The organism is Methylocaldum sp. (genome assembly GCF_039794385.1).
In the GTDB taxonomy this organism is placed as follows: Bacteria; Pseudomonadota; Gammaproteobacteria; order Methylococcales; family Methylococcaceae; genus Methylocaldum.
Genome location: NZ_JBDIVO010000003.1, coordinates 23,939 through 48,004, shown reverse-complemented (window position 1 = coordinate 48,004; position 24,066 = coordinate 23,939). Strand labels below are relative to the sequence as shown.

The 24,066-nt window shown below is 57.4% G+C and carries 21 protein-coding genes and 1 tRNA gene; 6 read left to right on the top strand and 16 right to left on the bottom strand.

The window, feature by feature from the left end:
* Positions 1–75: 75 nt before the first annotated feature.
* Positions 76–151 (bottom strand) — tRNA-Lys (locus tag ABJK70_RS00450).
* Between the two features lie 364 nt (positions 152–515).
* Here ABJK70_RS00450 and ABJK70_RS00445 point away from each other — a divergent pair.
* Positions 516–1,268: a hypothetical protein gene (locus ABJK70_RS00445; protein WP_347257248.1), complete on the top strand. Its 753-nt coding sequence runs from the start codon at positions 516–518 to the stop codon at positions 1,266–1,268.
* A gap of 372 nt (positions 1,269–1,640) precedes the next feature.
* On the opposite strand, the gene ABJK70_RS00440 is transcribed toward ABJK70_RS00445, so the two are convergent.
* From ABJK70_RS00440 to ABJK70_RS00405, 8 genes are all read right to left on the bottom strand, one after another.
* Positions 1,641–2,915, bottom strand: coding sequence for an FAD-dependent oxidoreductase (locus ABJK70_RS00440; RefSeq protein WP_347257247.1), 1,275 nt, complete (start codon positions 2,913–2,915; stop codon positions 1,641–1,643).
* A 45-nt stretch (positions 2,916–2,960) separates the two neighbouring features.
* Positions 2,961–3,092, bottom strand: coding sequence for a cytochrome bd-I oxidase subunit CydX (cydX, locus tag ABJK70_RS00435; protein WP_077731845.1), 132 nt, complete (start codon positions 3,090–3,092; stop codon positions 2,961–2,963).
* A gap of 9 nt (positions 3,093–3,101) precedes the next feature.
* A complete protein-coding gene (cydB, locus tag ABJK70_RS00430; RefSeq protein WP_077731846.1) occupies positions 3,102–4,238 on the bottom strand; it encodes a cytochrome d ubiquinol oxidase subunit II in 1,137 nt (378 codons plus the stop codon).
* Between the two features lie 16 nt (positions 4,239–4,254).
* Positions 4,255–5,826, bottom strand: a complete 1,572-nt coding sequence (locus ABJK70_RS00425) for a cytochrome ubiquinol oxidase subunit I (RefSeq protein ID WP_205780995.1) — start codon at positions 5,824–5,826, stop codon at positions 4,255–4,257.
* Positions 5,823–6,026 (bottom strand): cytochrome oxidase putative small subunit CydP, encoded by a 204-nt coding sequence (gene cydP / locus ABJK70_RS00420; RefSeq protein WP_077731847.1) that lies wholly within the window; start codon positions 6,024–6,026, stop codon positions 5,823–5,825. Before cydP ends, ABJK70_RS00425 begins: the two co-directional genes overlap by 4 nt.
* Positions 6,027–6,555: 529 nt before the next feature.
* Positions 6,556–7,287, bottom strand: a complete 732-nt coding sequence (locus ABJK70_RS00415; protein ID WP_166642438.1) for a DUF2182 domain-containing protein — start codon at positions 7,285–7,287, stop codon at positions 6,556–6,558.
* 45 nt (positions 7,288–7,332) lie between these two features.
* Complete coding sequence (locus ABJK70_RS00410; protein ID WP_086133797.1) at positions 7,333–7,941, bottom strand: DUF1326 domain-containing protein; 609 nt, start codon at positions 7,939–7,941, stop codon at positions 7,333–7,335.
* 66 nt (positions 7,942–8,007) lie between these two features.
* A complete protein-coding gene (locus ABJK70_RS00405; RefSeq protein WP_210024180.1) occupies positions 8,008–9,600 on the bottom strand; it encodes a sigma 54-interacting transcriptional regulator in 1,593 nt (530 codons plus the stop codon).
* Positions 9,601–9,852: 252 nt separating this feature from the next.
* Here ABJK70_RS00405 and ABJK70_RS00400 point away from each other — a divergent pair, with 252 nt between their 5' ends.
* The 3 genes from ABJK70_RS00400 to ABJK70_RS00390 all read left to right on the top strand — a co-directional run bounded on the left by ABJK70_RS00400 (position 9,853) and on the right by ABJK70_RS00390 (position 11,634).
* Positions 9,853–10,503 (top strand): DUF938 domain-containing protein, encoded by a 651-nt coding sequence (locus ABJK70_RS00400; protein ID WP_077731851.1) that lies wholly within the window; start codon positions 9,853–9,855, stop codon positions 10,501–10,503.
* Positions 10,504–10,525: 22 nt separating this feature from the next.
* Positions 10,526–11,257 (top strand): SDR family NAD(P)-dependent oxidoreductase, encoded by a 732-nt coding sequence (locus ABJK70_RS00395; RefSeq protein WP_086133796.1) that lies wholly within the window; start codon positions 10,526–10,528, stop codon positions 11,255–11,257.
* A gap of 212 nt (positions 11,258–11,469) precedes the next feature.
* Positions 11,470–11,634 (top strand): hypothetical protein, encoded by a 165-nt coding sequence (locus ABJK70_RS00390; protein ID WP_166642439.1) that lies wholly within the window; start codon positions 11,470–11,472, stop codon positions 11,632–11,634.
* Between the two features lie 32 nt (positions 11,635–11,666).
* Here the strand turns inward: ABJK70_RS00390 and ABJK70_RS00385 are convergent, their stop codons facing one another.
* Entirely contained in the window at positions 11,667–12,509 is an 843-nt protein-coding gene (locus tag ABJK70_RS00385; RefSeq protein WP_347257246.1) for a methyltransferase, read from the bottom strand.
* Between the two features lie 233 nt (positions 12,510–12,742).
* Between ABJK70_RS00385 and ABJK70_RS00380 the strand changes: the two genes are divergently transcribed.
* The gene (locus tag ABJK70_RS00380; protein ID WP_086133795.1) at positions 12,743–14,404 is read left to right on the top strand and encodes a hypothetical protein; all 1,662 of its coding nucleotides are present in this window, start codon (positions 12,743–12,745) and stop codon (positions 14,402–14,404) included.
* Positions 14,405–14,455: 51 nt separating this feature from the next.
* On the opposite strand, the gene ABJK70_RS00375 is transcribed toward ABJK70_RS00380, so the two are convergent.
* From ABJK70_RS00375 to ABJK70_RS00350, 6 genes are all read right to left on the bottom strand, one after another.
* Positions 14,456–14,908 (bottom strand): YaiI/YqxD family protein, encoded by a 453-nt coding sequence (locus ABJK70_RS00375; RefSeq protein WP_077731854.1) that lies wholly within the window; start codon positions 14,906–14,908, stop codon positions 14,456–14,458.
* Between the two features lie 312 nt (positions 14,909–15,220).
* A complete protein-coding gene (locus tag ABJK70_RS00370; RefSeq protein ID WP_077731855.1) occupies positions 15,221–16,876 on the bottom strand; it encodes a peroxidase family protein in 1,656 nt (551 codons plus the stop codon).
* A 354-nt stretch (positions 16,877–17,230) separates the two neighbouring features.
* A complete protein-coding gene (locus tag ABJK70_RS00365) occupies positions 17,231–18,745 on the bottom strand; it encodes an FAD-dependent oxidoreductase (RefSeq protein ID WP_347257245.1) in 1,515 nt (504 codons plus the stop codon).
* 222 nt (positions 18,746–18,967) lie between these two features.
* The gene (locus ABJK70_RS00360) at positions 18,968–19,144 is read right to left on the bottom strand and encodes a DUF2970 domain-containing protein (protein ID WP_240502611.1); all 177 of its coding nucleotides are present in this window, start codon (positions 19,142–19,144) and stop codon (positions 18,968–18,970) included.
* A gap of 79 nt (positions 19,145–19,223) precedes the next feature.
* Positions 19,224–19,652: a hypothetical protein gene (locus tag ABJK70_RS00355; RefSeq protein WP_077731858.1), complete on the bottom strand. Its 429-nt coding sequence runs from the start codon at positions 19,650–19,652 to the stop codon at positions 19,224–19,226.
* A 16-nt stretch (positions 19,653–19,668) separates the two neighbouring features.
* Entirely contained in the window at positions 19,669–20,064 is a 396-nt protein-coding gene (locus ABJK70_RS00350) for a hypothetical protein (protein ID WP_077731893.1), read from the bottom strand.
* Between the two features lie 249 nt (positions 20,065–20,313).
* On the opposite strand from ABJK70_RS00350, the gene metH reads away from it, so the two are divergent.
* Positions 20,314–24,015, top strand: coding sequence for a methionine synthase (metH, locus tag ABJK70_RS00345; protein ID WP_347257244.1), 3,702 nt, complete (start codon positions 20,314–20,316; stop codon positions 24,013–24,015).
* The last annotated feature ends 51 nt before the right edge of the window (positions 24,016–24,066 follow it).

The following is a 24,066-nucleotide window of genomic DNA, read 5'->3' as shown; positions in this document are numbered from 1 at the left end:
AAAAACTTTTGCGCAAAATTTGGGCAGCACGCCAAAATAAAAAAGGCCTGCATCGCTGCAAGCCTTTGATATTCCTGGTGGGCCGTGCTGGATTCGAACCAGCGACCACTGCATTAAAAGTGCAATGCTCTACCGACTGAGCTAACGGCCCAAAGAAGCGGAAATTATAATGACTGATTTCTTGTTCTTCAAGTCCATTACAAATGCTCTTTGCAATCCGCGACGGATCGAAGATCGGAATGAGCATTCATAATCTCTGGGCTTTCGTGTGCCTTCGATGGAAGGGATAATCACGGCTTCTCCCGCTTGCACCGCCGGCCCCACTCTGTCTCACTGTCTTTCCAGATATCCATGGCGCGCCTGAAATCCCCGCGCACGTAACATTGCGTTATCCTAACCTGCCTGACAATTACTAAATCTACCAAACTATCGGCTATCGACCGGTCTTTTCCGGTCGTCGCATGAATCAATGTGGTGATCTGCGATTACCGCCATTACCGAAACTGCGCCGAGCTATGAGATTCACAAGAAGTCTTTTCAATACGCTGCTTTTATCCTTTTTTCTTTTCGCCCTGAGCGGATGTGTTTATTTCCGGCTGCTGGAAGCAAAAAATCAACTGGCCGACTTCGAACGGAATTTCCGGGTTCAGGTGACCGATGACCATTTTCACCTTGATTTCTTGCACCCGGTGCTATTGAGCGAGGATTTCCGCTATCTAACCAAACTCCATCCCAGCCGAATCGAAAAATTGCCACAGGGGTACCGGTGGTACCTGGATTTCCACCAAATGGATAGCCCTGCTCAGCCGGGAAAAACCATCGTTTTCCGCATGACGTTCAACGGGAAAGACAAACTCTCCGGCTGGGATTTCTCGCCGGTTTTTCTGGAAATGGCCCCCGCGACGTTTCTTGAGGCATCGATCAGGTCTCTCGGCAAAGGCAAGGTTGACGAGGGTCGTCGACAGTTGAAGGTCGATGCGGAAGACCTGCCGAGGGTTTCGGCAGCCCCTCCAAACCGGCGAAAAATTTTGGAAGTGTTGGGCCAACCGGCGGAAGAATCGCTGAAGGACGGTATGACGCTTTACGTTTACCGATTCAAGGCCGACGCCGTTCCGCTGGGTGAAGAAGGCGAAAATAGGCGGATTGCCGTAGCCAAACTTTATTTCAATCCGGTTACGGACGAATTGGTAAGAATGTCCAGCCGCTTTGTAGGCTTGAAGATCGCCATCGATTACCGAAAGCTCATCCAACTGAGCGGTCCCGGTTGAGATTTGTCGGTAAGAATCACCAGGGAACCTTCAACCTGTCTCACGGTCATTACAGCAAATACCAAGTGTTTTCCTTGGTTTTTTAAGTTAAGACCGGAGGTTGTTATGGCCGTATTAGAAGCTACGACGTTAGTACTGGCACTTGGAACGATGTTCGGCATATTGATTTCTCGCTTCAAGTAATTCAGTAGTTCGTTAAATACGCGGCAGGTGTAAATGTCAGCGCTCTGGTTGAATAAACGCATCGGCCGCGTCATTTACGAATCCCCGCGCCGCCCGTCTTCGCCAATTGGACTAAGGACGGGCGGCGTTTTTTTTTCGGCTCTATTCGGTCCTGCAATCGACCTGTTGTAAGGCCCGGACCACGAATCATTAGCTCTTTTTTAACCGCACGATACCCATCAGCCTCAAACCCAAGCGTTCGTAGAAGGGTTCGCTGATACCTTTACGAATCTTGCGGATGAAATACTTCTCGAATGCGATCTTGGCCAAGTGTACCCAGCGCCCCTTGCTGGCCCAGGTGACGTTGCGCGGCGGAATCTGGGGGCGAGCTATGAAGGCTACGCCGGTATCGCCGAGATCGGCCAGGCAAAGGGCATTCCAGGTCGCCTTATGCGAGGGCTCCTTGCCGTCCAGCTGCTCGCGGATATTGTGCGCGGTAGCGGTCACCATGGATTCGATCATGTAGCCGGTCTTGGGCGATCCCGTGGGTACGGGCGTGGCTTCCACCGGCGGAATGGCCACGCATACGCCGACCGAGTAGATGTTCTTGAAAGTCGGGTTGCGCTGATACTCGTCGATCATTACGAAACCGCGGGGATTGACCAGCCCTTCGATTCCGGCCACGGCATCGACGCCCCTGAAGGCGGGAATCATCATGGCGTGTTTGAACGGCAGTTCGTGCTTCTGTTTTTCCTGTCCCTTCTCGTCCACCTCGGTTACATGCATCACGCCCTTCTCGATGCGGTCCACCTTGGCGTTGGTGATGGCCTTGATGTGATGCTGGCGCAGTTCGCCTTCCAAAAGACCCTTGGTGTCGCCCACGCCGCCCAAGCCGAGATGGCCGATATAGGGTTCGGAGGTGACGAAAGTGATCGGCACTTTGTCGCGAATCTCGCGCTTGCGGAGATCCGAATCGGCGATGAAGGCGTACTCGTAGGCCGGCCCGAAACAGGATGCACCCTGAACTGAACCGACGATGATCGGGCCCGGGTCCTTCACGAACTCGTCCCAGAATTCGCCGGCTTCGGCGGCGTGATCGACGTGGCAGACGGACTGCGTATGCCCGTGCGGACCGAATCCCGGCACTTCCTCGAACGCCAGCTTGGGCCCCGTGGCGATGACCAAGTAGTCGTAGTCGACATTGCTGCCGTCGGCCAGCTCGACCTGGTTTCGGTCGGGATGAACCCGAGTCACTTTCTGGTTGATGAAGTTAATCCCTTTTTTCTTGAGCATCGGCGCCAGTTCGACCTTGATGTCGTCCGGCTTTCGCCATTTGACGGCCACCCAAGGGTTCGACGGGACGAAGTGAAAAGTCGGGCTGTCCGAAATGACACAGACCTCGTCTTCTTTCCGGGCCAGGTGTTTCATTTCGAGAGCCATCGGAACGCCGCCTATGCCGGCGCCTAATATAACGATGCGGGCCATGATCAGCCTCCTCCGTTCTAGTTGTTAATCAGACTTTTGGTCGAACTACTTTGACGAACTACGCGACGCGCCGATCTCGCCGGCGTCCATATTGCATTCTGCCTCCAGCCACATCGCGTTGATGATGCCGAATGCGCAAGCGAAACCGACACCCAATATCCAAGCGAAATACCACATGTTTCTACCTCAATATAAAGAATGCTGATCCTTCAGCACTTTCTCCGGGGTAACGCTACCCCACAACACCCTATACACCCAGCGGGTATAAGCCAGAACGATGGGCAGGAAGATCACCGTGATCCAAAAGGCCAAAGCCAGGGTGAAATGGCTGGAACTCGCGTCCCAGATAGTCAGGCTGTGATTCGGATCGGTCGACGAAATCACGAGATACGGAAACAGCCCGAAGCCAAGCGATAGCAGCACCCCGGTGATGCCCAGCGAACTGAACAAAAAAGCTCCGACGGACGTGTGTTCCAGGGCCGAACGCCAAGCCAGGAGCAACCCCCCGAAACCGAGCGCGGGCGCGACTAGCATCCAGGGATGGGACATGAACTGACGCAGCCAGCCGGACGTCATGGCCACCGTCTTGTTGAGCGGGTTGGACGGGGCATCCGTACCCGGCATGGCTGTGATCTCCGGAAGATTCATCCCGAAGACAACCCATAGAGCCGCCAGGGTCACAGCGCCGATTACCACGGGCCCCAGGACCCGCACCACCGCCAGTGCTCGACGGTAGAGCACGCCTTCGGTGCGCCACTTGAGGTAAATCGCACCGTGAAAAAGGCTGATGAGCAGGCCGAGCACGCCGCAGAACAGCGCGAAGGGATTGAGCAGGGCGAAGAAGCTGCCGTCGTAATACGGCCGGAGATCGGCATCGAAATGGAACGGCACGCCCTGAACCAGATTTCCCACCAGAACGCCCAAGAGGATCGGCGGCACCGCTCCTCCGATAAACAGCCCCCAATCCCAGGCATTGCGCCAGGCGGGATTCTCCAGCTTGCTTCGATAATCGAACCCCGCCGGTCGGAAGAACAAGGCGAACAACACCAGCAGCATGGCCACGTACAGCCCCGAGAACAGAGTCGCATAGACCAACGGCCACACGGCGAACAAGGCACCTCCTAAAAGGACCAGCCACACCTGATTGCCTTCCCAGGTTCCACCGACGGTATTGATGACGGCGCGGCGTTCGAGGTCGTTGCGGCCGACAAACGGCAGGAGCGCGCAGATGCCGAAATCGAATCCGGAAGTCAGGACAAAGGCGATGATGACCACCCCGGTGAACAGCCACCAAATGATTCTTAGAGTCTCGTAATCGAACATGGTTTTTCTCCCGGTATTACGGCACTGAAGCCGCCGGATTCGTCTCGAAGTGATACTTCCCGGTATGCAGACTGCTCGGCCCCAGACGCACGTACTTGATCATGAGGAACATCTCGATGATCAGCAGAGCGGTATAGAAGAACACGAATCCGCCGATGCTGAACCAGAGCTGGTCGGAACTGATGTTGGACGCGGACAGATGGGTCGGCAGCACGCCCGAGATGGTCCAGGGCTGACGGCCGTATTCCGCCACGAACCAGCCGGCCTCCGAAGCGATCCACGGCAGCGGGATGCACCAGGTGGCGAGCCTGAGCAGCCATTTCTTTTGGTCGGCTACGCGCGTCGCGCAGAAATAGAAGGCCATGGCGAACACGAACAGCATGGTGAACCCGGCCGCGACCATCAGGCGGAAAGTCCAGAACAAGGGAGCCACCCGCGGAATCGTGTCGTTGGCCGCCTGTTGAATCATCTCCTCGGAAGCGCTGGCCGGATCGGCGGTGTACTTCTTCAGCAACAGGCCATACCCGAGGTCGGTGACGTGCTGGTCGAACAAAGTCTTGGTCGGCTCGCTCTTGTCCCCTGCCCGAATTTTCTGCAACTGACCGTAGGCGATCATGCCGCTTCGGATGCGCTTGGCGCTCTCGGCCCGGAGGTCCTTTAAGCCCTTGACATCCTCGTCGACGGAGCGCGTGGCGATGAGTCCCAGTACGTAGGGCACCTTGATGGCGAAATGGGTCTTTTCCGCTTCCTGGTCCGGGAATCCGATTATGGTGAAACTGGCCGGCGGCTCGTGGGTGTCCCATTCCGCTTCGATGGCCGCGAGCTTGATCTTCTGTACCTCGCCCGAGGTATAACCGCTTTCGTCGCCGAGAACGATCACCGACAGCACCGAAGCCAAACCGAACGCTGCCGCGATGGAGAACGAACGGCGGGCGAAGCCGAGATCGCGCCGCCGGATCAGGTACCAGGCGCTGATGCCCAGCACGAACATGGAACCGGTGACATACCCAGCGGCAACGGTATGCACGAACTTGACCTGCGCCACCGGATTGAAGAACACGTCCGCGAACGACGCCATCTCCATGCGCAGGGTCTCGTAGTTGAACGCGGACCCGACCGGGTACTGCATCCAGCCGTTGGCGATGAGAATCCACAAGGCCGAGAAGCTGGTTCCGAAGGCGACCAGCCAGGTGACCGCCAGGTGCTGAACCTTGGTCAGTCTGTCCCAGCCGAAGAAAAACAGGCCCACCAAAGTGGATTCCAGGAAGAAGGCCATCCAGCCTTCGCTGGCGAGGATAGGGCCGAAGATGTCGCCGACGTAGTGGGAATAATAGGCCCAGTTGGTTCCGAACTGGAATTCCAGGGTGATGCCGGTGGTCACGCCCATTGCGAAGTTGATGGCGAACAGCTTGCCCCAAAACTTCGTCATGTCTTTATAGACTACCTTCCCGGTCATCACGTACACCGACTCCATGATGGCCAGAATGAAGGCCAGCCCCAGGGTCAGGGGCACGAACAGAAAGTGATACATGGCCGTGAGGCCGAATTGCAGCCTCGACAGGTTGACGATTTCTTCACCGGATATCATTTGATGCTCTCCTGGCGGACAAGAGGCGTGCGGTCTGATGAAAACAGATCCGCGACGGCGGGTTTCGGGACGTTTGGATCATGCCGGAAGAACGCGAACCACAAGACACTCAGCAGGACAATCTTGAGGACCAGAGCCAAGGCAATTTCCCACCGGAAATGGTCGCGTCCCTTTGAGAAATCTGAAGTGACGTTATTCATATCGAGTTTCCGGATGTTATTAATTCGTGGGCCACGGCGCTGCGTTACCCATTGTTATCCGGTCTCACGAAAGAAAAAGCCGTCCCTGGCCAGGGGGGGAAACGCCGTTCTTTAGGGTTGGTCCCGCATGCTCGCTGATGACGGCGGATGCAGCCCGTCATCGTTTCCGGAGGGATTAGCCCTATATCACAGTTTGCTAATGTATTAACAAGCTCCGTGCCAAGCCGTATAACCCTTCCCTAGCAGGCCAGGAATCGGCTGCACCGCGATTTCGACGTTTCACCTGAAACGGCATTGAAACGGCGCGGTATATCCTGAAACAAAATGAAACTTAAAATACATCCGAGCGCTGGCAGCCCTCGTCAAGGCAAGACCTTGCCCTTCCGCTGCAAAGTTCAATTCGGTACAGGCGACGGGGGGCCGGCAAAAAACTTCGGTCGACAGAAAACGGAGCTCGAAACTCGTCCGATGGAGAACCTTGGTTGAAACCTGAGTCCCGATCCCCGCGTCTCAGGCGTAGTCCTTCGCGTCACAGCCACTGCACGCAACCCCAGGCAATCAACCCGAAGCCGATCAGTTTTCGTGTGCTTTCCCCTGCGCCGGGAACGTAGCGCTCCGCCAAGATCGCAAGGGTAATCAATCCCATCCACAGGACGTTCATGATGCCCACGGCGAACATCACCAGCATCTCCGCCCAACAGCAGCCCACGCAATAAAGACCGTGATGCAAGCCCAGTCGCAATCCGCCGCGCCAGCCGGGCCGTCCATGACTGAGAAGAAATCCCATGGGTGCGCGGCAGTGGCTCAGACAAGCCGTTTTCCATGGCGTGAATTGATAAAGGCCGCTCATAATCAGAATGGACCCGGACACCATGGAGCTGCGGCTATCCATCATCGGGGTTAGCCATCTCAAGCCGTGGAACTGCCACTGAAGCAAAGTGGCGATGATCCCGAACCCTACCCACAGCACGAAATAACCCAGTAGAAATGTCGGCAGATTAATCCGCGTTTCCGCCCGTCGCCCTCGGTCGATACGCACGATCAGCATCGTCATGGGCGCAACCACCGGCAGCATCATGGCCAGCATCATGATCAGCCACATCGACGCGGTCAGCCCGAAATCGGTCAAAGACCAACGCCAGGTACCGGTCGGCGGCATCCACATCCGGTCCATGGGCAAGCTGTTCATCGCCACTTGCTGCTGATAGAGCGCCCACCACGCGGCGATCGTGGCGGCGCCCAGTCCCGCGGCAATCAGCAAGCCCTGGATCGTACTCTTAGAAATTCTCGCCGAAACGGCCATGGCCTAGGAGTGATATACGAAAGGGGAGAAATAGCCGTTGCGCCCGGAAAACTCCCAATCGAAGCCATAATCCCGATAACGGTAAGACTCCGACTTTGCCACCACGGAAGGGTGAGACGGCACCACGCACAGAGGCGGATTGGCAATCGTGGCCTCGCCGCCGGCTATGCCGTCGATGGCGCGGATACTCACTTCCGCGAGATCGGACATCAGAAGACGCCGCTCCTTGCCGAGAGCCTCGTAGGTCATGGGCACGTGCTTCACACCGAGTACCTGGCCGACGAACCCCGCCAGTACGGCTGGATGTCCGCCGGACTGGCCGGAAAAGATTCGGACCAGAGCGTCCGACTGGGCACTATCCGCCCGTTCATCGAGATAAAGCGCCGCCTGCCAGTTGCCCTCCTTCATGTGTCCCGGCGCATAACACGCCAAAACCACATTGAGCCCGTCCAGCGTAACGCCTTCCGAACGACCTTTATCGATATGCCAGGCGACGAGCAGCTTGCAATCTCCTTCGCTAGGGGGATTGAACCACACGCACGGGCAGGCCGTTTCGCAGTTGCACGCTTCGAAATAGTTGCCTTCCAGATGCCAGGAATTGGATGTACTCATAAGTCGACTCCGTCAGATATGCTCGATGAATCGGCGTTTTTGGATAAATTCCGGTCTAAAACCGGGTTATCGATCCTTGGCTGTCTTGGACCTTTGAGGGCGAAACAGCGACGGATCGATGTCGAGCTCGCTCAGTTTCAGATATACCGCGCGCGGCGTCAGCTCCATCCATTCCGCCACCTGGTTGACGTCGCCCTGAAAACGCTTCAGCGCTTGCTCGAGGTATTCGCGTTCCGCTCGGTCCAAGACGTGTTTACGGATTGCCTTCCAGCCGCTTTCCAAAGGAGCGGCGCGATTCGGCCCGAGTTCGGCGTCTTTAATGAAGTTACCTTGAGTGAACAGCACCGCCCGTTCCAGGACGTTTTCCAGCTCTCGAACGTTGCCGGGCCACGAGTATGCCCGTAGCCTGTCCATGAGTTCGGCCGTCACGCCATGGATTTGCTTCCGGTAGCGAACGGCCAGACGCTTCAAGATCAGGTCGACCAGATGAGGGATGTCTTCCGGTCGTTCGGAGAGCGGCGGGATCTCCAATTTCACGACGTTGATACGGTAGTACAGATCCTTGCGGAAACTCCCGTCGGCTACTGCCTTTTCCAAATCGCAGTTTGTGGCGGCAATGATCCGCGTGTCGACACTCAAAGTGCGGTGCCCCCCTACCCGCTCCAACTCGCCCTCCTGCAATACCCGGAGCAGCTTGGTCTGCACCGCCGGCGTCAGTGAATCCACCTCGTCCAAGAACAAGGTTCCGCCATCGGCCCGCTCGAAATAACCCCGGTGAACCTCGATGGCACCCGTAAATGCCCCCTTCTCGTGGCCGAACAGCACGCTCTCCACCAAACCTTCGGGAATCGCCCCGCAGTTCACGGCGATGAAGGGTTTTTCGCTGCGCTCGCTCATGGCATGGATAGCACGCGCGACCAACTCCTTGCCTACCCCCGTCTCGCCGCGGATCAACACCGTGGCCGGGGTAGGCGCCACGATTTCGATCGCTCGCAATACCTGCTGCATGGCGGGCGACTGTGCCACGATGACCGGCCGTTCGACGCCCGGGAGCGTGGGACAGCGGCCGCTCATTTGGCACCATATCCGATGCATACGCTCTTCGATGCGGGCTTGTAAGTCGCCGGCAAGCGTCTGATCCGGCTTAGACTCCGGTTGGTTTCGATATTCGACCCCCGACAACCCTGCGGCGGTCTCGGGATTCAGATAGACCCCCACTTGACAGCCGTCATGGCCGAGCGCGATACGCCGCTCCAGCACGACCTTGGCGTAGCCGAAGTTGCGCGCCGCGATGGCGCCGAACACGCTGGACGTCATTCGGCACAATTCCGGTGAGTTCTTCACCCCCTCGCCGAACGGGCAGCAACTGCTGGCCACACGAATGCACTCGGCATCGCTGGAAACCAATGAAAAATGGCCGCCGATCTTATTCTTGAGTCCAATGATCAAGTCCGCGTAGCGCTCTCGATCGAGAGCCTCATCGAGGCCGTATTCGGCGCGGAACGTCTCCTCGAAAAACCGGCCCGCGCTACGGGCGATTCGCTCGATGATCTGCTCCGCCTGCGCCGTGCCCGCCTCCTCGCACAGATCCATCAGTTCGATGACGAAGGTCTGGAGAAATCCAATCGGCGTCAATTGCGAAAAGCTTGCCTGGTTCATAAAGGGCGCTCGTGCTACATCATGGACTTAATAGCCTAAACCTGATTTTCGAATTAAGAAATCATTTTTCATCAACTGAAATAACATTTCATAAACATATCGAATAGCTATTTACTACAATACTGATTTTATTGGCTTTTTTCGTTAAATAATCCTGGCATACAAGCTGCTGCAAAAGCACGTCCCACTTTAGGACACTGGCGCAATCTGATTACAACATTACAAAAAGAACATTCCACGAGGATAACTTTTATGTCTCAAGAAAGACCGCCGCTCGATCCGCATCCCTTAAGTCCGTATGTTTCCTGGGCGGGACACCGCAACCGCGATCCGATCCTGGAGGTTTTCAAGCAGAAATTCCCGTCGACACCGGGCAACGTCCTGGAGTTCGCCAGCGGGAGCGGCATGCACATCAACTATTTCGCGCCATATTTCCCGCATCTGACGTTCCATCCGACCGACCTGAACGAGCACGCCCTGGAAAACATCATGCGGGTTACCTGGGAAAACCGAGTGCAGAACGTCGCACGGCCGAGCCAGCTCGATCTGACGCGCGATGAGACCTGGCCGAACCCGGACGAGCGGCGCTTCGACGTCATTTTTGTCATCAATATCTTCCAGGTGGCTCCGATTTCCGTCGCGGACGGCATGATGAAGTGCGCCTCGCAATTGCTGAACGAGGACGGCTTTCTGTTTGTCTACGGTCCCTTCAAGGACCACGGCCGATACACCACCGCATCGAATCATGAGTTCGATCAGATGATCCACTCAGCCGGGGTTTCCGAGTGGGGCCTGAAGGACATCGCCGATTTGGAAAAAGCGGCGAGCGCTTATGCCCTGGGGTTGAGCGAGAAGATAGATATGCCGGCCAATAATTTCGGCTTGATCTTTAGCCGAAGTTAGCGAACCGAACGGGTACCATGATATGAACGACCATAAAGCTGTCGTCATCGGGGTTGGGCCTAGCAAGGGTTTGGGGGCCGCCCTCGCCCGCCGCTTCGCGCGCGAGGGGCTCAGGGTTTATGTCGGAGGCCGCACTGCCGAAAAACTGGAGCGCGTCGCCGGGGAAATCCGAATGGCCGGCGGCCGGGCGGTTCCCGTCGTAACCGACGCCACCGTCGAAGGCGACGTCATATCCTTGTTCGAAACGGTTTCGGGCGATCCCGGCGAGCTGGACATTGTCGCCTGCAACGTGGACAGCAATCGCCGGGCACCGCTGCTCGAAACCAGCGGCGACATGTTCAGACAGCTTTGGCTGCAGAACGCCTACGCCGCATTTCTGGTGGGACGGGAAGCCGCGCGGCTGATGGCTGATCAAAGGCACGGGACCTTGTTCTTCACGGGCGCCAGCGCTTCGCTACGCGCCCGTCCTCCGTTCACCGCCTTCGCCGCGGCAAAAAGCGCTCTACGGGCGCTGGCTCAGGGCATGGCCAGGGAGTTCGGACCGCAGGGCATCCACGTGGTGCATGCCATCATCGACGGCGTCATTGACGGCGAGCGGGCCCGAAACGCATTTCCCGAATTCGTCGCCCAAAAAGGCGCCGACGGACTCCTCGATCTCGACGCGATTGCCGATACCTACTGGCAGTTGCACAATCAGCACCGAAGCGCCTGGACGCACGAATTGGACCTGCGCCCGTTCAAGGAGCCGTTTTGATCTCGTTTCCTTTGCCTCTAAATGGAGAGGGCTCCGTTTGCGGAAACATAAATGTCGGGAAAGGATTCCCGACCTACTGGACAACACAAGTTCGTAGGTCGGCCATCCTTTGCCGACGCCCGTTTCCACGCTTCTTTTCATCGAGCGGCTACCCCGGCCATTCCAAGCGGTCTAACATGCGGACAGTCCGCGATTTTCGGAGACTCGCCGCCATGGATACCTATCTTTTGACATTGGGAGCGCTGCTCGTCGCCGTGCTCAGCGCATTCTTCGTCGGGGCCATCCCCTACCCTTACGGCTGGCTGATCTTGACCGCACTGCTCATAGCCCGGTGGCTGCAACTCAAGCAAAGCGATGATCGAACCCGGCGACGTTAGCGTCCGATTCGGGTAGCCGTCCGTCCGAACGCCTATTTGGTGAACTTGAGAGTCATCCGGTCGCTCTCCCCGATCGCAAGGTAGCGTGCCCGATCTTTTTCGCCCATCCGCAAGGTCGGCGGCAGAGTCCATACGCCTTCCGGATGATCTTTGCCGTCTTTGGGATTGGCGTTGATTTCCGATTTGTCGGCCAGCTTGAAACCGGCTTTTTCGGCCAAAGCAATCATATAATCCTCGGTCACATAGCCGCTTTTCTTCATATCCTCGAGCGAAGTGCCGGGCTTCGCGCGATGTTCGACCACGCCCAGCGTACCGCCGGGTTTCAAAACCCGGTACATGGCTTTGAACATCTCGTCCGCCGTACCGTCCGCCATCCAGTTGTGCACGTTCCGGAAGGTCAACACCAGATCGGCCGTGCCCGGCGGTGCAAAATCGGCATCCTTCGGATTCTGCATCGAAGTCGGCACAACCCGGTCGTAGACGTCCGGGCGCACCTTGAGCTTGGCTTCGTATGCTTTCTGTATCTTGACGGCGTAATCGGGCATGCCCGGCCGAACCGGGCCGAAGCCGGCCGCGTAGAGCTTTCCCTCGTCACGCAGGACAGGAGCCAGAATCTCCGTATACCAGCCGCGTCCGGGCGATATTTCGACTACCGTCATATCCGGCCGCAGTCCGAAAAATTGCAGGGTTTCCTTGGGATGCCTGTATTTGTCCCGCTCACGATTTCCGGGGTCCCGGTGATCGCCTTGAAGCGCCCGATCCAGCGATTGGTCGAGCGTAGCGCTCTCCGCCAACTCCGGCGCCGAGACGATTCCGCTGATCAGCGCACCGAACAAAAGGGTCTTGAACATCTGTGCCAAGGAATGCAATTTCATGCTGGTCTCCATGCTTTTCGGGAATAATGTGACGTTCTCTTTTGCTTCCGGCGCAGAAGCAACCGCGCCGTATCCGTATTCACCCGCCCGGTTCTATCAAAATCGCCAGCCGAGGTAAACCAAGCCCCTGAAGGAGACGATCGTTCCGAACTGACTTGCAACCAAAAAGCTCGGACCGCTCGATCGCTTGTTCTACAATCGTTTGGAATATTCAACCAAGGAGAGAGATTCCCATGCATTGGAGAGAATGGCTAGACCGCAACGTTCTCGACCTCGGCCGCCAAATGCGCCTGAGCTATCTTCCGCCCCTCATGGTCTACATGGCGGCCGGAATTTCCGGACTGACCGGCATCGTCGGCACCTTTTTCGTCAAGGAATATCTGGGCCTGTCCGCGGAGTTCCTGGCCGCCCTCAGCTTTTGGATGATGCTGCCCTGGACCTTGAAGATGCCGATGGGGCATCTGGTCGACTTGATCTGGCGCCACAAGTCCGGCCTCATCATTCTCGGTGCCGGGCTGATTTCCGCCAGCCTCTTGATCATGATCGGTCTGCTCGACAAACCGGACGCCATGCGCGAGCTTATGCCGATCGAAACCTGGTACGTTCTTTCCGCCCTGCTGGCGCCGGTCGGTTACGTATTGCAGGACACGGTGGCGGACGCCATGACCGTCGAGGCCGTACCTCGCGTGGACCGAGAAGGCCGTCCGGTCGGCGACGAACAGCTTCGCCTGGCCCACACCACCATGCAGACCCTGGGGCGAGTCGCGATCATCGGCGGCACCGTTCTGGTCGCCGCCGTCAACGTATACCTTTTCAGCGGCGTCGAAAACCTTGGCGAATTGGAGAAAGCGGCGGTTTATCTTCAGATTTACCGCCTGGCGCTGATCATTCCGGCCGTTTCCGTTCTTGGCGTGGCGTTGGCCGCCGCTTTGCGCTGGCGCGACGTACAGCGGCTAGCCGCTCAAGGTTTCGAGATGGACCAGATCGAGCGGTTCCTGGGAAGACCCATGGACGAATTGCCCGAGGCCAACTGGTGGATTCTGGGCGGCGGCCTGGTGTTCGTCCTGTTCTCGGCCAGCATGGGCTTGGCCGCCGTGCCACTCAACGAGGAAATCATCTTCGCGGGTTCTCTCGGCATCGTATTGTTCCTGATGCGGCAATTGACCCGAGACCTTCCCGATCGCGCGCGACACGAACTCTACGCCACGGCTATCGTGATTTTCGCATTCCGCGCGATCCCCACGACCGGCGCCGGTTCGACCTGGTGGATGATCGACGAGCTCGGTTTCGATCAACAGTTTCTATCTCAGCTTTCGCTGGTCGCCAGCGCATTGACGCTGTTCGGCATGTTCATCTTCCGCCGCTTCATGGCCGAGCGTCCGATCACCTATATCATTGCCTTCTTGACCATTGCCGGCGCCGTCCTTTTTTTGCCGAATATCGCGATGTTCTACGGATTTCACCATTGGACCGCCGCCCGCACCGGCGGCGTCGTCGATGCCCGGTTCATCGCCCTGATCGACACGGCGCTCGAGTCGCCCCTGGGCCAGATCGCGATGATCCCGATGCTCGCGTGGATCGCCAACTCGGCTCCGGAAAGGCTCAAGGCAACCTATTTCGCGGTCATGGCCGCCTTTACCAATCTGGCGCTATCGCTCTCGCAACTCGGCACCAAATATCTGAACCAGATATTCACCGTCACGCGCGAGGTCAGAAATGCAAGCACCGGAGCCGTAGAAATTCCAGCCGATTACAGCGAACTCGGCGCGCTGTTCATCACCGTCGCCATCGTCGGACTGGCGATGCCGATGGCGGCTATCTTCTTCGTCAAGCGCTCGCTGTTGGCGGAACCGAAACCCGAACCGGCCGCCGCGACCGGCTTCGAGCGCTATTGACGGGCTGAGGCACGGCGATCGAATAGGGTCACGGTGGACGTGAAGCTCTGGTCAGTTCCTGCCTTGTCGGGATAAGAAACGATCCAGCTGATTCGCGAACGCCTGGCGGTCGCCCTGGCTCAACGACGAGGGGCCACCCATTTCGACCCCGCTATTGCGCAGCTCCGTCATGAAGTTTCGCAACGTCAGTTGTTCGCGGATATTGTCTTTCGTGTAGAACTGCCCCCTCGGGTTGAGCGCATAACCACCCTTCTCGACGACTTCGGCGGCTAACGGGATATCCGCGGTAACCGCGAGATCGCCGGGCTGAATTGCCTGAACGATTTTGTTGTCGGCCACATCGAACCCGGCGGGCACCTGAATGGCCTGGATATAACGCGACGGCGGCGTTCGAAGGGGCTGGTTAGCGACGAGAGTCAGCGAAATTTGCCGTTTTTCCGCCGCACGATACAGAATCTCTTTGATGACGTTCGGACAGGCATCGGCATCGACCCAGATTTGCATGACAAGTTTCTTCACTAGTTAAGGCTGCACCAAGTAAATCCATCCGCCACAGCCACCGGTGAATCATCGAATTGAGCTATCCTGCCCATCTTCAACCCATGCCCGTGATTCAGCCGATTGTAATACGAATGGTACCAAAGGACGCTTATACCATCGTTTGGCGCGAGCGGAACGTTCGCAGATTGTCCCGGTGATAGGCACGGAGTGCCACAGTAAGTCAACCGTCAGTGCCATCATTGCTCTTTCACGGTGACATCGACCGGACCGCGATAAGCCTCCGCCTAATCGCCATCGGGTGCTCTGGCCCCTGCCTCAGCGATCGTGATTCGGTGCAAAAAACACGTTTTTCTGAATCTTCCGTATCGACGTATTGCGGCGAATGATGTCGGACAAGCGCGTTTGGCGCACCATAGCGAGATCCTTCCCCTTCAGGGTCCGCGTATACCAGTAGCGATCTCCGGAACGAGTGCGGTGGAACTGATCCATCAGTATGGCTCTCAGCGTTTCGCCCAACATCGTGCCGGGCATGTCGTCCTCGCAGAGAAGACCCACGAACATATCGATGTCGTCGACGTTGCCGTAAAGGCGCTCCAAGCTCGTTGCCATAGCCCGATCCGAGGTGATCTCGGAGAAACTGGATCTGCGGGGTAAGCCAAGATCCGCACGCGCGGTATTGAAATCGGGCAATCCCATGTCACGGCCGCGCTGGATATTGAACGCAACCAGATCCAACCCGCCGGCCTCCGGCGCACCGAACAGAAAATTGCGAACATCATCAACGATTTTTTCATCCAGCTCCTGCATGCGCTGCACCGCCACACCGCGGATGAGAGGATCGATGCCACGGCCGGCCAGCATGGGAGGCGTGGCCTCGAAGAATGCTTCCCGCAATGAAAGCGCGCCCTCCCTGATCGGCGAGCCGTCTTCGTTGAGACGCAAGATTGACGGGCTGAGCATGGTATGCCCGAGCCGAAAGGCGGCTGTCGAAAAAAGCGAGCTGAGCCCCGGATTGACCCCGGCATCGTAGCTCGATCTCATATGAAGGCCGCCTCGCCCCAAAAGCGCCGGCAGATATTCCTCGTACGTAACATGCTGAATTTCGGCGATGACGATTTCCCTGGCGCGCTGATACAGTTCTTCGTCATCGAGATCCGGATTTGCCTCGCGAATTCGGTCGACCTGGTAATTGTGTTCGCGCATGAACAGCGTATGCATGGCCGCAAGCGTGGGCTGCTCGTTGGCCCGGATGTCGCCCGCGACGAATAGAGCCGACGAAAAATTCGGTTGCTCGGGCGAACCCGCATTGGGTTGGGTCCCGTCGTTGTACGGGAGCAGATTGCCGGACGAACCTTTCAGATACGGCCCGGTCCGAAGCCAGCGGGCACGAGCCTCGTCGGACCCGTAAATCATGGAGCCGTCGATGTAAGCGGTAATTTCATTGATCTGCTCGCGCGGGTTGCCGGTGCTCGTCCCGGTGGCCGGATCGAAGATGGCGCGCGAGAAAGGCATCGTCTTTGTGCCTGTTCCCCGTGGATCGAAAAACGGATCTCCCGCTGGAATCTTGATCGGAAAGCTTTCGGCCGTTCCTTGGGTGAGTCCCATATCGTGGTCCAAAAATTGCCCCCAGGTCCACATGAAATCGCTCTGGCGGCCTTTCGCGGGAATCAGATCGTCATTTTGGGCGAAAACGGCATTGCTGATTTCGCGGGGACTCGGACGCGAGGCCCCAGCCGGCAAGGAAATGCCGTCCGTATAGTGAGCTCCGCTCGCGCTGCGCAGCAGGTAAGCACCGGCCATACCCCATGTCGGATGGGCGATGTTATTTCCGTAACCGTCGATGCTTCGGTAGTCCTTTGCATGAACGGCTCCCAACACGGAATAAACGGTTAGCGCCACCGCAGTCCAAAGCGCGGCGCCACCTCTTTCAGGAGTCTGCCGTAAATCGGCGGGGTGTTCGTCGGATTGCATAGCGTTTACGTCCCTGTGCGCTACTGTAAAAAGACGTTTTACCGGGCGTTAAGGATTTCTCCTAATGTCCAAATCCGTTTAATACGGCCATCGAGTCAAACCGGTCGCACGACGCCCGCGAGCGCACCTGCTCGACCGTTAATCAATGAACCGAGCCCTGACTAAAGATGCATCTCCGGAAAAACAAAAAGTATCGCGACTTGAACAAATAATTACTCAAATGCGACACGAAAAATAATCAGGATGATTACCGATCAAGAATTCTGGGACAACCGCCCAAGCTTAGCGGCGAATCCAGGGAAGTTTGCGACGATGGTTCACGGCTGAATTTTCTTTACCGTCTCCTGTGGCCGGTTACAACGATACAGGCTCGAGTTCCTTTCGCGTCGGCCCCGATATCACCTTTCCTTCGGCATCGAAGCGCGAGCCGTGGCAAGGACAATCCCATGACTTATCCGCTTTGTTCCAGTGAACGATACAGCCGAGATGCGTGCAAACGGCGGATACGGCGTGAATTCGGCCTTCCTCGTTTCGATACACGGCGGTTTTTTTGCCGTGGAGATCGATGATCTCTCCTTCCCCGGGCGCAACCGTCTCCACCGTTTTTCTATGACCGGACGCCAATTTGTCCCTTAACCACATTTCCCCGACATGGACGTTCTCCTTCAGCAACTTTCCGCCCGATGCCTTGAGATTCACGCGCGTAGCCCGGTAGAGCTCCGCCCAGCGGTTGTGGTTGCCGATAATCTCGTCGGAAATGATCGTAGCGGCCACCGTGCCGTTGGTTAAACCCCAGGCATTGAATCCGGTTGCCGTATAAAGGTGCTTCGAGCCGGGCGTGAGATGACCGATATAAGGCACTCGGTCGGCAGCGTCGTAATCCTGATTGATCCACTCGTATTCGATAGAGGTGACCTGAAAGCGGTTTTGGACGAACCACCTGAGCTCTCTCGACTTCTGCGCCGTGTCGGCGTGCCCCGTCCGATAGCCCTGTCCCGAAACGATCAGCAACGGCCCTTTATCCGTCGGATGGACGCGAACCGAATATTTGGGCTCTCCCACCGACAGAAACATGCCGTCGGGGACTTGCTCCGGGGCAACTCGAATCCCGACGACGACATGTTGTCTCGGAAACACTTTGGCGAAGAATCCGCCTTTATCCAGAATGGGAATATTGGTGGCGATGACCACGTCTCGCGCCTCGACTTTCCCCTTATCGGTCAGCACCCGGCACGGGGTACCCTCTTCGATGTCCAGCACTCGAGTATTCTCGAAAACCGCACAGCCGTCGCCGCTCACCGCCTGTGCGACCGACAGCAGGTATTTCCGAGGGTGGAAACGCGCCTGGTGATCGAAGCGTACCGCGCCGGCAATCGGAAAAGGCAAGGTCGTTTCGGTGACGAAATCGACCGGCAATCCAAGCTTCGCGGCAGCTTCCATCTCGGCTTCCAATGCCGGCACCTGCTCCTCCGACTCGGTAACGGTAAATGCCGACTGACGCTCGAAATCGCAGTCGCTGCCGAGTTGCGTCCGTATGGTGTCGACTATCTCGATCGCGGCTTGATTCGACTCGGCATAGGCGCGAGCGCCGTCTTCGCCGAAAGTTTTGATCAGATAGGAATAGATAAGACCGTGGAGCGAGGTCAATTTGGCGGTGGTTCGCCCCGTGACCTGCCCGACGATCTTCCGCGAGTCGATCACCGCCACGCTGCGCCCAGCCCGTTTCAGCAGAAGCGCCGTGGTGAGGCCCACGATACCGGCACCGACAACGGCTACATCGACGGAAAGATCGCCCGGAAGTTCCGGATAGCCCGTTTCCGGCGTCGAATCGATCCAGTACGAGACATGTTTGGTGGGAATATCGGCCATCCTAGCCTCCGTTTAGTCCTTAGGTATCCCTGAATCGCTTACTAAACGTAAGCGTTAAGTCGCGAAACGAAGCGGCATGGGCACCGCTTCAGGGAAGATTAATCGTCGCCTCCAGAATTCGTCAACCGATCTCCTCGACAAGCGACACGCCGAAATTCTGTGCAAAGAAAAACCCCGCGGCAAACCTGCGGGGTTTTTGACGGCGTCACCGTTCAAGCGTTCCTACGTCCCGGCGGATTTGATCACCAGATTCACCACGGCAATGACGGCCACCACGAACAGCACCGTAAAAATGATGCCGCCGATGATATAAGCCTTGGCTGAGCCAAAGGCGAAATCGCGCTCCCGGTTAGCCGAGCTTTGAACGCCGAAAGCCGCCGCGACGACACTGGCAATCACCTGAAATACCGTAGGTCTTTTTGAATTAGAATCACCGGAACTCATAGTTGTCATCAAATCTGCCGAACAAAGCCTATTTTTAAGATGCGATCGTTTTCTTTTTGTTCAAATAAAATTTGACGCCAAAGGCAACTGCGGTAACCAAGAGAGCAATCGATATCGAGATCGCGTTACTGCTGATGACATCTTCATCCACGTTTAAGGCGTAAGTCCGCACGTAGGTCGCGATGAAGTACAAGGTTTGCACCGTGGCTATGGAAAAGAAGAACGAAACCAAGAATTTATCGAGCGCCCTGTATTCCGTGAACTCCATATGATCGAAGAACAGCTTGGTAATCGCGTAGCCCGGCAGAAACATGATAAAGATCGTGATCAGAATCCGTTTCGCGTAATAGAAAGGGGACGTGGTCGTAAACAACGACATCAGCACGATAAAGATCGCGCTAATTCCCAACATGCCCAGCCACATCGTTCGGTCATCTTTATTGAACTGAAAAAACTTATTCATATCCGGTTTCCTCTAATTATTGTTTTTTAAAGAAATAAAATCCTTCGATACCGCCTTTCAGGATCATTCGGTCGGGCGTTTTTTCGTAGACCATGTAATCGATCGTTTTTCCCGGCCGCCCCGGATCATCCGCCACGATCTTGCCGTCCACGACCTTGTACTTCCACTCGTGCCGATCTTCCGCTTTGAAATGCCGGTTGTAACCCGAAGTGACGATGGTACCGTCAGATTTGAATTCCCAGGTCCTATTTTCCTCGATCTTGGGTTTATTAAGTGCCGGAGCCACCGACTCGAGGCGCCACGTACCCACAATTTCGCTGTTGTCTTTTAGCGGGACTTCTCCCAAAGCGGTCGTCCCCATGGCTCCAACAAGCCAAATCAGGCCGGCTGCGCCGAAAGCTCGAAAATTCATAGAAATCTCCCCGGAACGTTTATTGTAGCGGTTGCTCTTCCCCGCAAAAAAAGAGGCATCCGTGGGGCGGAACAGCTTGCTATTCTTGAAAGCGAGCCGAATTTTGACATCATTCATTTCCTTATGGCAAGGAATACACCGGCTTGCCGCGCATGAACCGGTTTATTGCCGGACCGTCTGTCTCTAAAATAGAACTCTTTGCCGTCAAAACGCCGGTTCGAATTCTCCCTTACCCCGGAATATCCCACGATGACCGATTTGAACGCCCGCACCGCACTATTGAGACAACTTCTTTCCGAAAGGATTCTCTTCCTGGATGGCGCGATGGGCACCATGATCCAAAGCTACCGGCTCGAGGAAAAGGATTATCGCGGAGAGCGTTTTGCGAACTGGCCGAAAGATCTCAAGGGCAACAACGACCTGCTCTGCCTCACTCAGCCGCAGATCATCCGGGCGATTCACGACGCTTATCTGGAAGCGGGTGCGGACATCATTGAAACCAACACCTTCAACGCCAATCGGGTCAGCCTCGCCGATTACGGCATGGAGGAACTGGCTTATGAGCTCAACGTGGAAGCGACCCGGCTGGTGCGGCAAGCGGTCGACGCCATGTCCGAGAAGACTCCCGACCGGCCGCGGTTCGTCGCCGGCGTATTGGGCCCGACCAACCGCACCGCCTCGATTTCGCCGAACGTCAACGACCCCGGCTTTCGTAACGTCAGTTTCGACGATCTCGTCAGCGCTTATTACGAAGCCACCCAAGGCCTGGTCGACGGCGGCGCGGACATCATTCTCATCGAAACGATCTTCGACACTCTGAACGCCAAGGCCGCCGTCTTCGCCGTGGAACAGTACTGCGACGACCGCGGACTCCGCTTGCCGGTCATGATCTCGGGCACGATCACCGACGCCTCTGGCCGCACCCTGTCCGGGCAAACCGTGGAGGCTTTCTGGAATTCGCTGCGCCACGCGCAACCCATTTCCATCGGCTTCAACTGCGCGCTGGGCGCCAAGCAGCTCCGGCAGTACATCGAAGAGCTTTCGCACATCGCCGACACCCATGTCTCGGCCCACCCCAACGCCGGACTTCCCAACGAATTCGGCGAATACGACGAATCGCCGGAAGCCATGGCCAAGGAAATCGCGGAATGGGCGGAGCAGGGATTTCTGAACATCGTAGGCGGCTGCTGCGGCACTCGCCCGCCCCATATCAAAGCCATTCGCGACGCCGTGGAGCATTTCCCGCCGCGACATCTGCCAGCTATCGAACCGAAGTGCCGCCTGGCCGGGCTCGAGCCCCTGAACATCGGCCCCGAATCCTTGTTCGTCAACGTGGGCGAGCGCACCAACGTCACCGGCTCGGCGGCCTTTCGCCGCCTGATCCGCGAGGAGAAGTACGAGCAGGCCATCGACGTCGCCCGCCAGCAGGTAGAGAACGGCGCGCAGATCATCGACGTCAACATGGACGAAGGCATGCTCGATTCGCAGGCCGCCATGGTCCGTTTCCTGAACCTGATCGCCTCTGAACCGGACATCGCCCGCGTGCCGGTGATGCTGGACTCGTCCAAATGGGACATCCTGGAAGCCGGACTGAAATGTCTTCAGGGCAAGGGCATCGTCAACTCGATTTCGCTCAAGGAAGGCGAAGACGCGTTCATCCGCCACGCCAAGCTGGTCCGCCGCTACGGCGCCGCGGTCATCGTCATGGCCTTCGACGAGCAGGGCCAGGCGGACACCCGCGAGCGCAAGGTGGAAATCTGCGCCCGCGCTTACAAGATTCTCACCGAACGGGTCGGACTCCCGGCCGAAGACATCATCTTCGACCCGAATATCTTCGCCGTCGCCACCGGCATCGAGGAGCACAACCGCTACGGCCTCGATTACATCGAAGCCGTGCACCAGATCAAGGAAACCCTGCCCCATGCCCTGGTCTCGGGCGGCGTTTCCAACGTGTCTTTCTCTTTTCGCGGCAACAATCCGGTGCGCGAAGCCATCCACGCCGTCTTTCTTTACCATGCGATCCGTGCCGGCATGGACATGGGTATCGTCAACGCCGGACAGCTCGCGATTTACGAAGACATTCCGGCGGAACTTCGGGATGCCATCGAGGATGTGATCCTCGCGCGCCATCCGGACGCCACCGAACAGCTTCTGTCCATCGCCGAGAAATACCGGAACGAAGGCGGAACCGTCGAAAAGAAGGAAGACCTCGCGTGGCGCCACTGGCCGGTCGAGAAGCGCCTGGAGCACGCGCTGGTCAAGGGTATCGACGAATTCATCGAGCAAGACACCGAGGAGGCCCGCCAGCAATACGCGCGCCCCTTGCACGTCATCGAAGGCCCGCTCATGCAGGGCATGAACGTGGTCGGCGACCTGTTCGGCGCCGGCAAGATGTTCCTGCCGCAGGTGGTCAAATCCGCCCGGGTCATGAAGAAATCGGTGGCCTATCTGATGCCCTTCATGGAAGTGGAAAAAGCCGGCGGTACGATTCAATCGAACGGCAGAATCCTGCTGGCCACGGTCAAAGGCGACGTGCACGACATCGGCAAGAACATCGTCGGCGTCGTGCTGCAATGCAACGGCTTCGAAGTGATCGATCTGGGCGTCATGGTGCCTTGCGAGAAAATCCTCGACGCGGCGCGCGAGCATGATGTCCATATCATCGGACTGTCCGGTCTGATCACGCCGTCGCTGGATGAAATGGTCCATGTGGCCAAGGAAATGGAGCGGCTGGGCTTCACTCTGCCCCTGCTGATCGGAGGCGCAACCACCTCGCGCGCCCATACCGCCGTCAAGATCGAGCCGAACTACAGCGGCCCGGCGGTTTACGTGACCGATGCCTCGCGAAGTGTCGGAATCGCCGGGAGTCTTTTAAGCGAAGATTTGCGGGACGATTTCATCTCGCAAACGCGGCGCGAATACGAAGAGGTGCGCCAACGCCACGCGGGACGCAAGGCACAAAACCCGCTGCACGAGATCGCCGCGGCACGCGCCAACGCCTTCCATGGCGATTGGCAGCATTACGTGCCGCCGCATCCGACTTTCTTGGGTCTACGGGTATTCGACCATTACCCGTTGCGGGAAATTGTCGATTACATCGACTGGTCGCCTTTTTTCCATACCTGGGAGCTGGCGGGCAGCTACCCGAAAATTCTCGACGACGAAGTGGTCGGAGAGCATGCGCGCACCTTGTTCAAGGACGCTAAGGCCATGCTCGAAACCTTGGTCGCGGAAGAGTGGCTGACCGCCCGCGCGGTGGTCGGATTCTTCCCGGCTAACGCATCTGCCGACGATATCCTGCTGTATGCCGACGATACCCGGAAGGAAACGCTGACCGTCCTTCGCCATCTGCGCCAGCAGGCGGTGAAACCGCCCGGCCAGCCCAATTACTGCCTGTCCGATTTCGTGGCGCCGAAAGAGAGCGGCGTGCCCGACTATATCGGGGGCTTCGCCGTTACCGCCGGCCACGGCATCGAAAAACATCTCGACCGCTTCGCCGCCAACCACGACGACTACAGCAGCATCATGCTCAAGGCCCTGGCCGATCGTCTGGCGGAAGCCCTCGCCGAACTGATGCACCGGCGGGTTCGCCGCGAGTTCTGGGGCTACGCGCCGGACGAGCAGCTCAGCAACCAGCAACTGATCGCCGAGGCGTATCGGGGCATCCGCCCTGCCCCCGGCTATCCCGCCTGTCCGGACCACACCGAAAAGGCCGCGCTGTTCGAACTGCTGGCAGCCGAACAGAACAGCGGCATCCGCTTGACGGAGTCTTTCGCGATGTACCCCGCTTCCTCCGTCAGCGGATGGTATCTGGCACATCCGGCGGCGAAATATTTCAACGTCGGCAAGATCGGCCGCGACCAGGTCGAGGATTACGCGAAACGGAAAGGCGTGACGCTTAGGGAAGCCGAACGGTGGCTGGCGCCGATCCTGGCTTACGAACCGGATTAGCCTTCGATAATCGCTAAACACGATTCATGGTCAAGGTGGGCAAACGGGGTC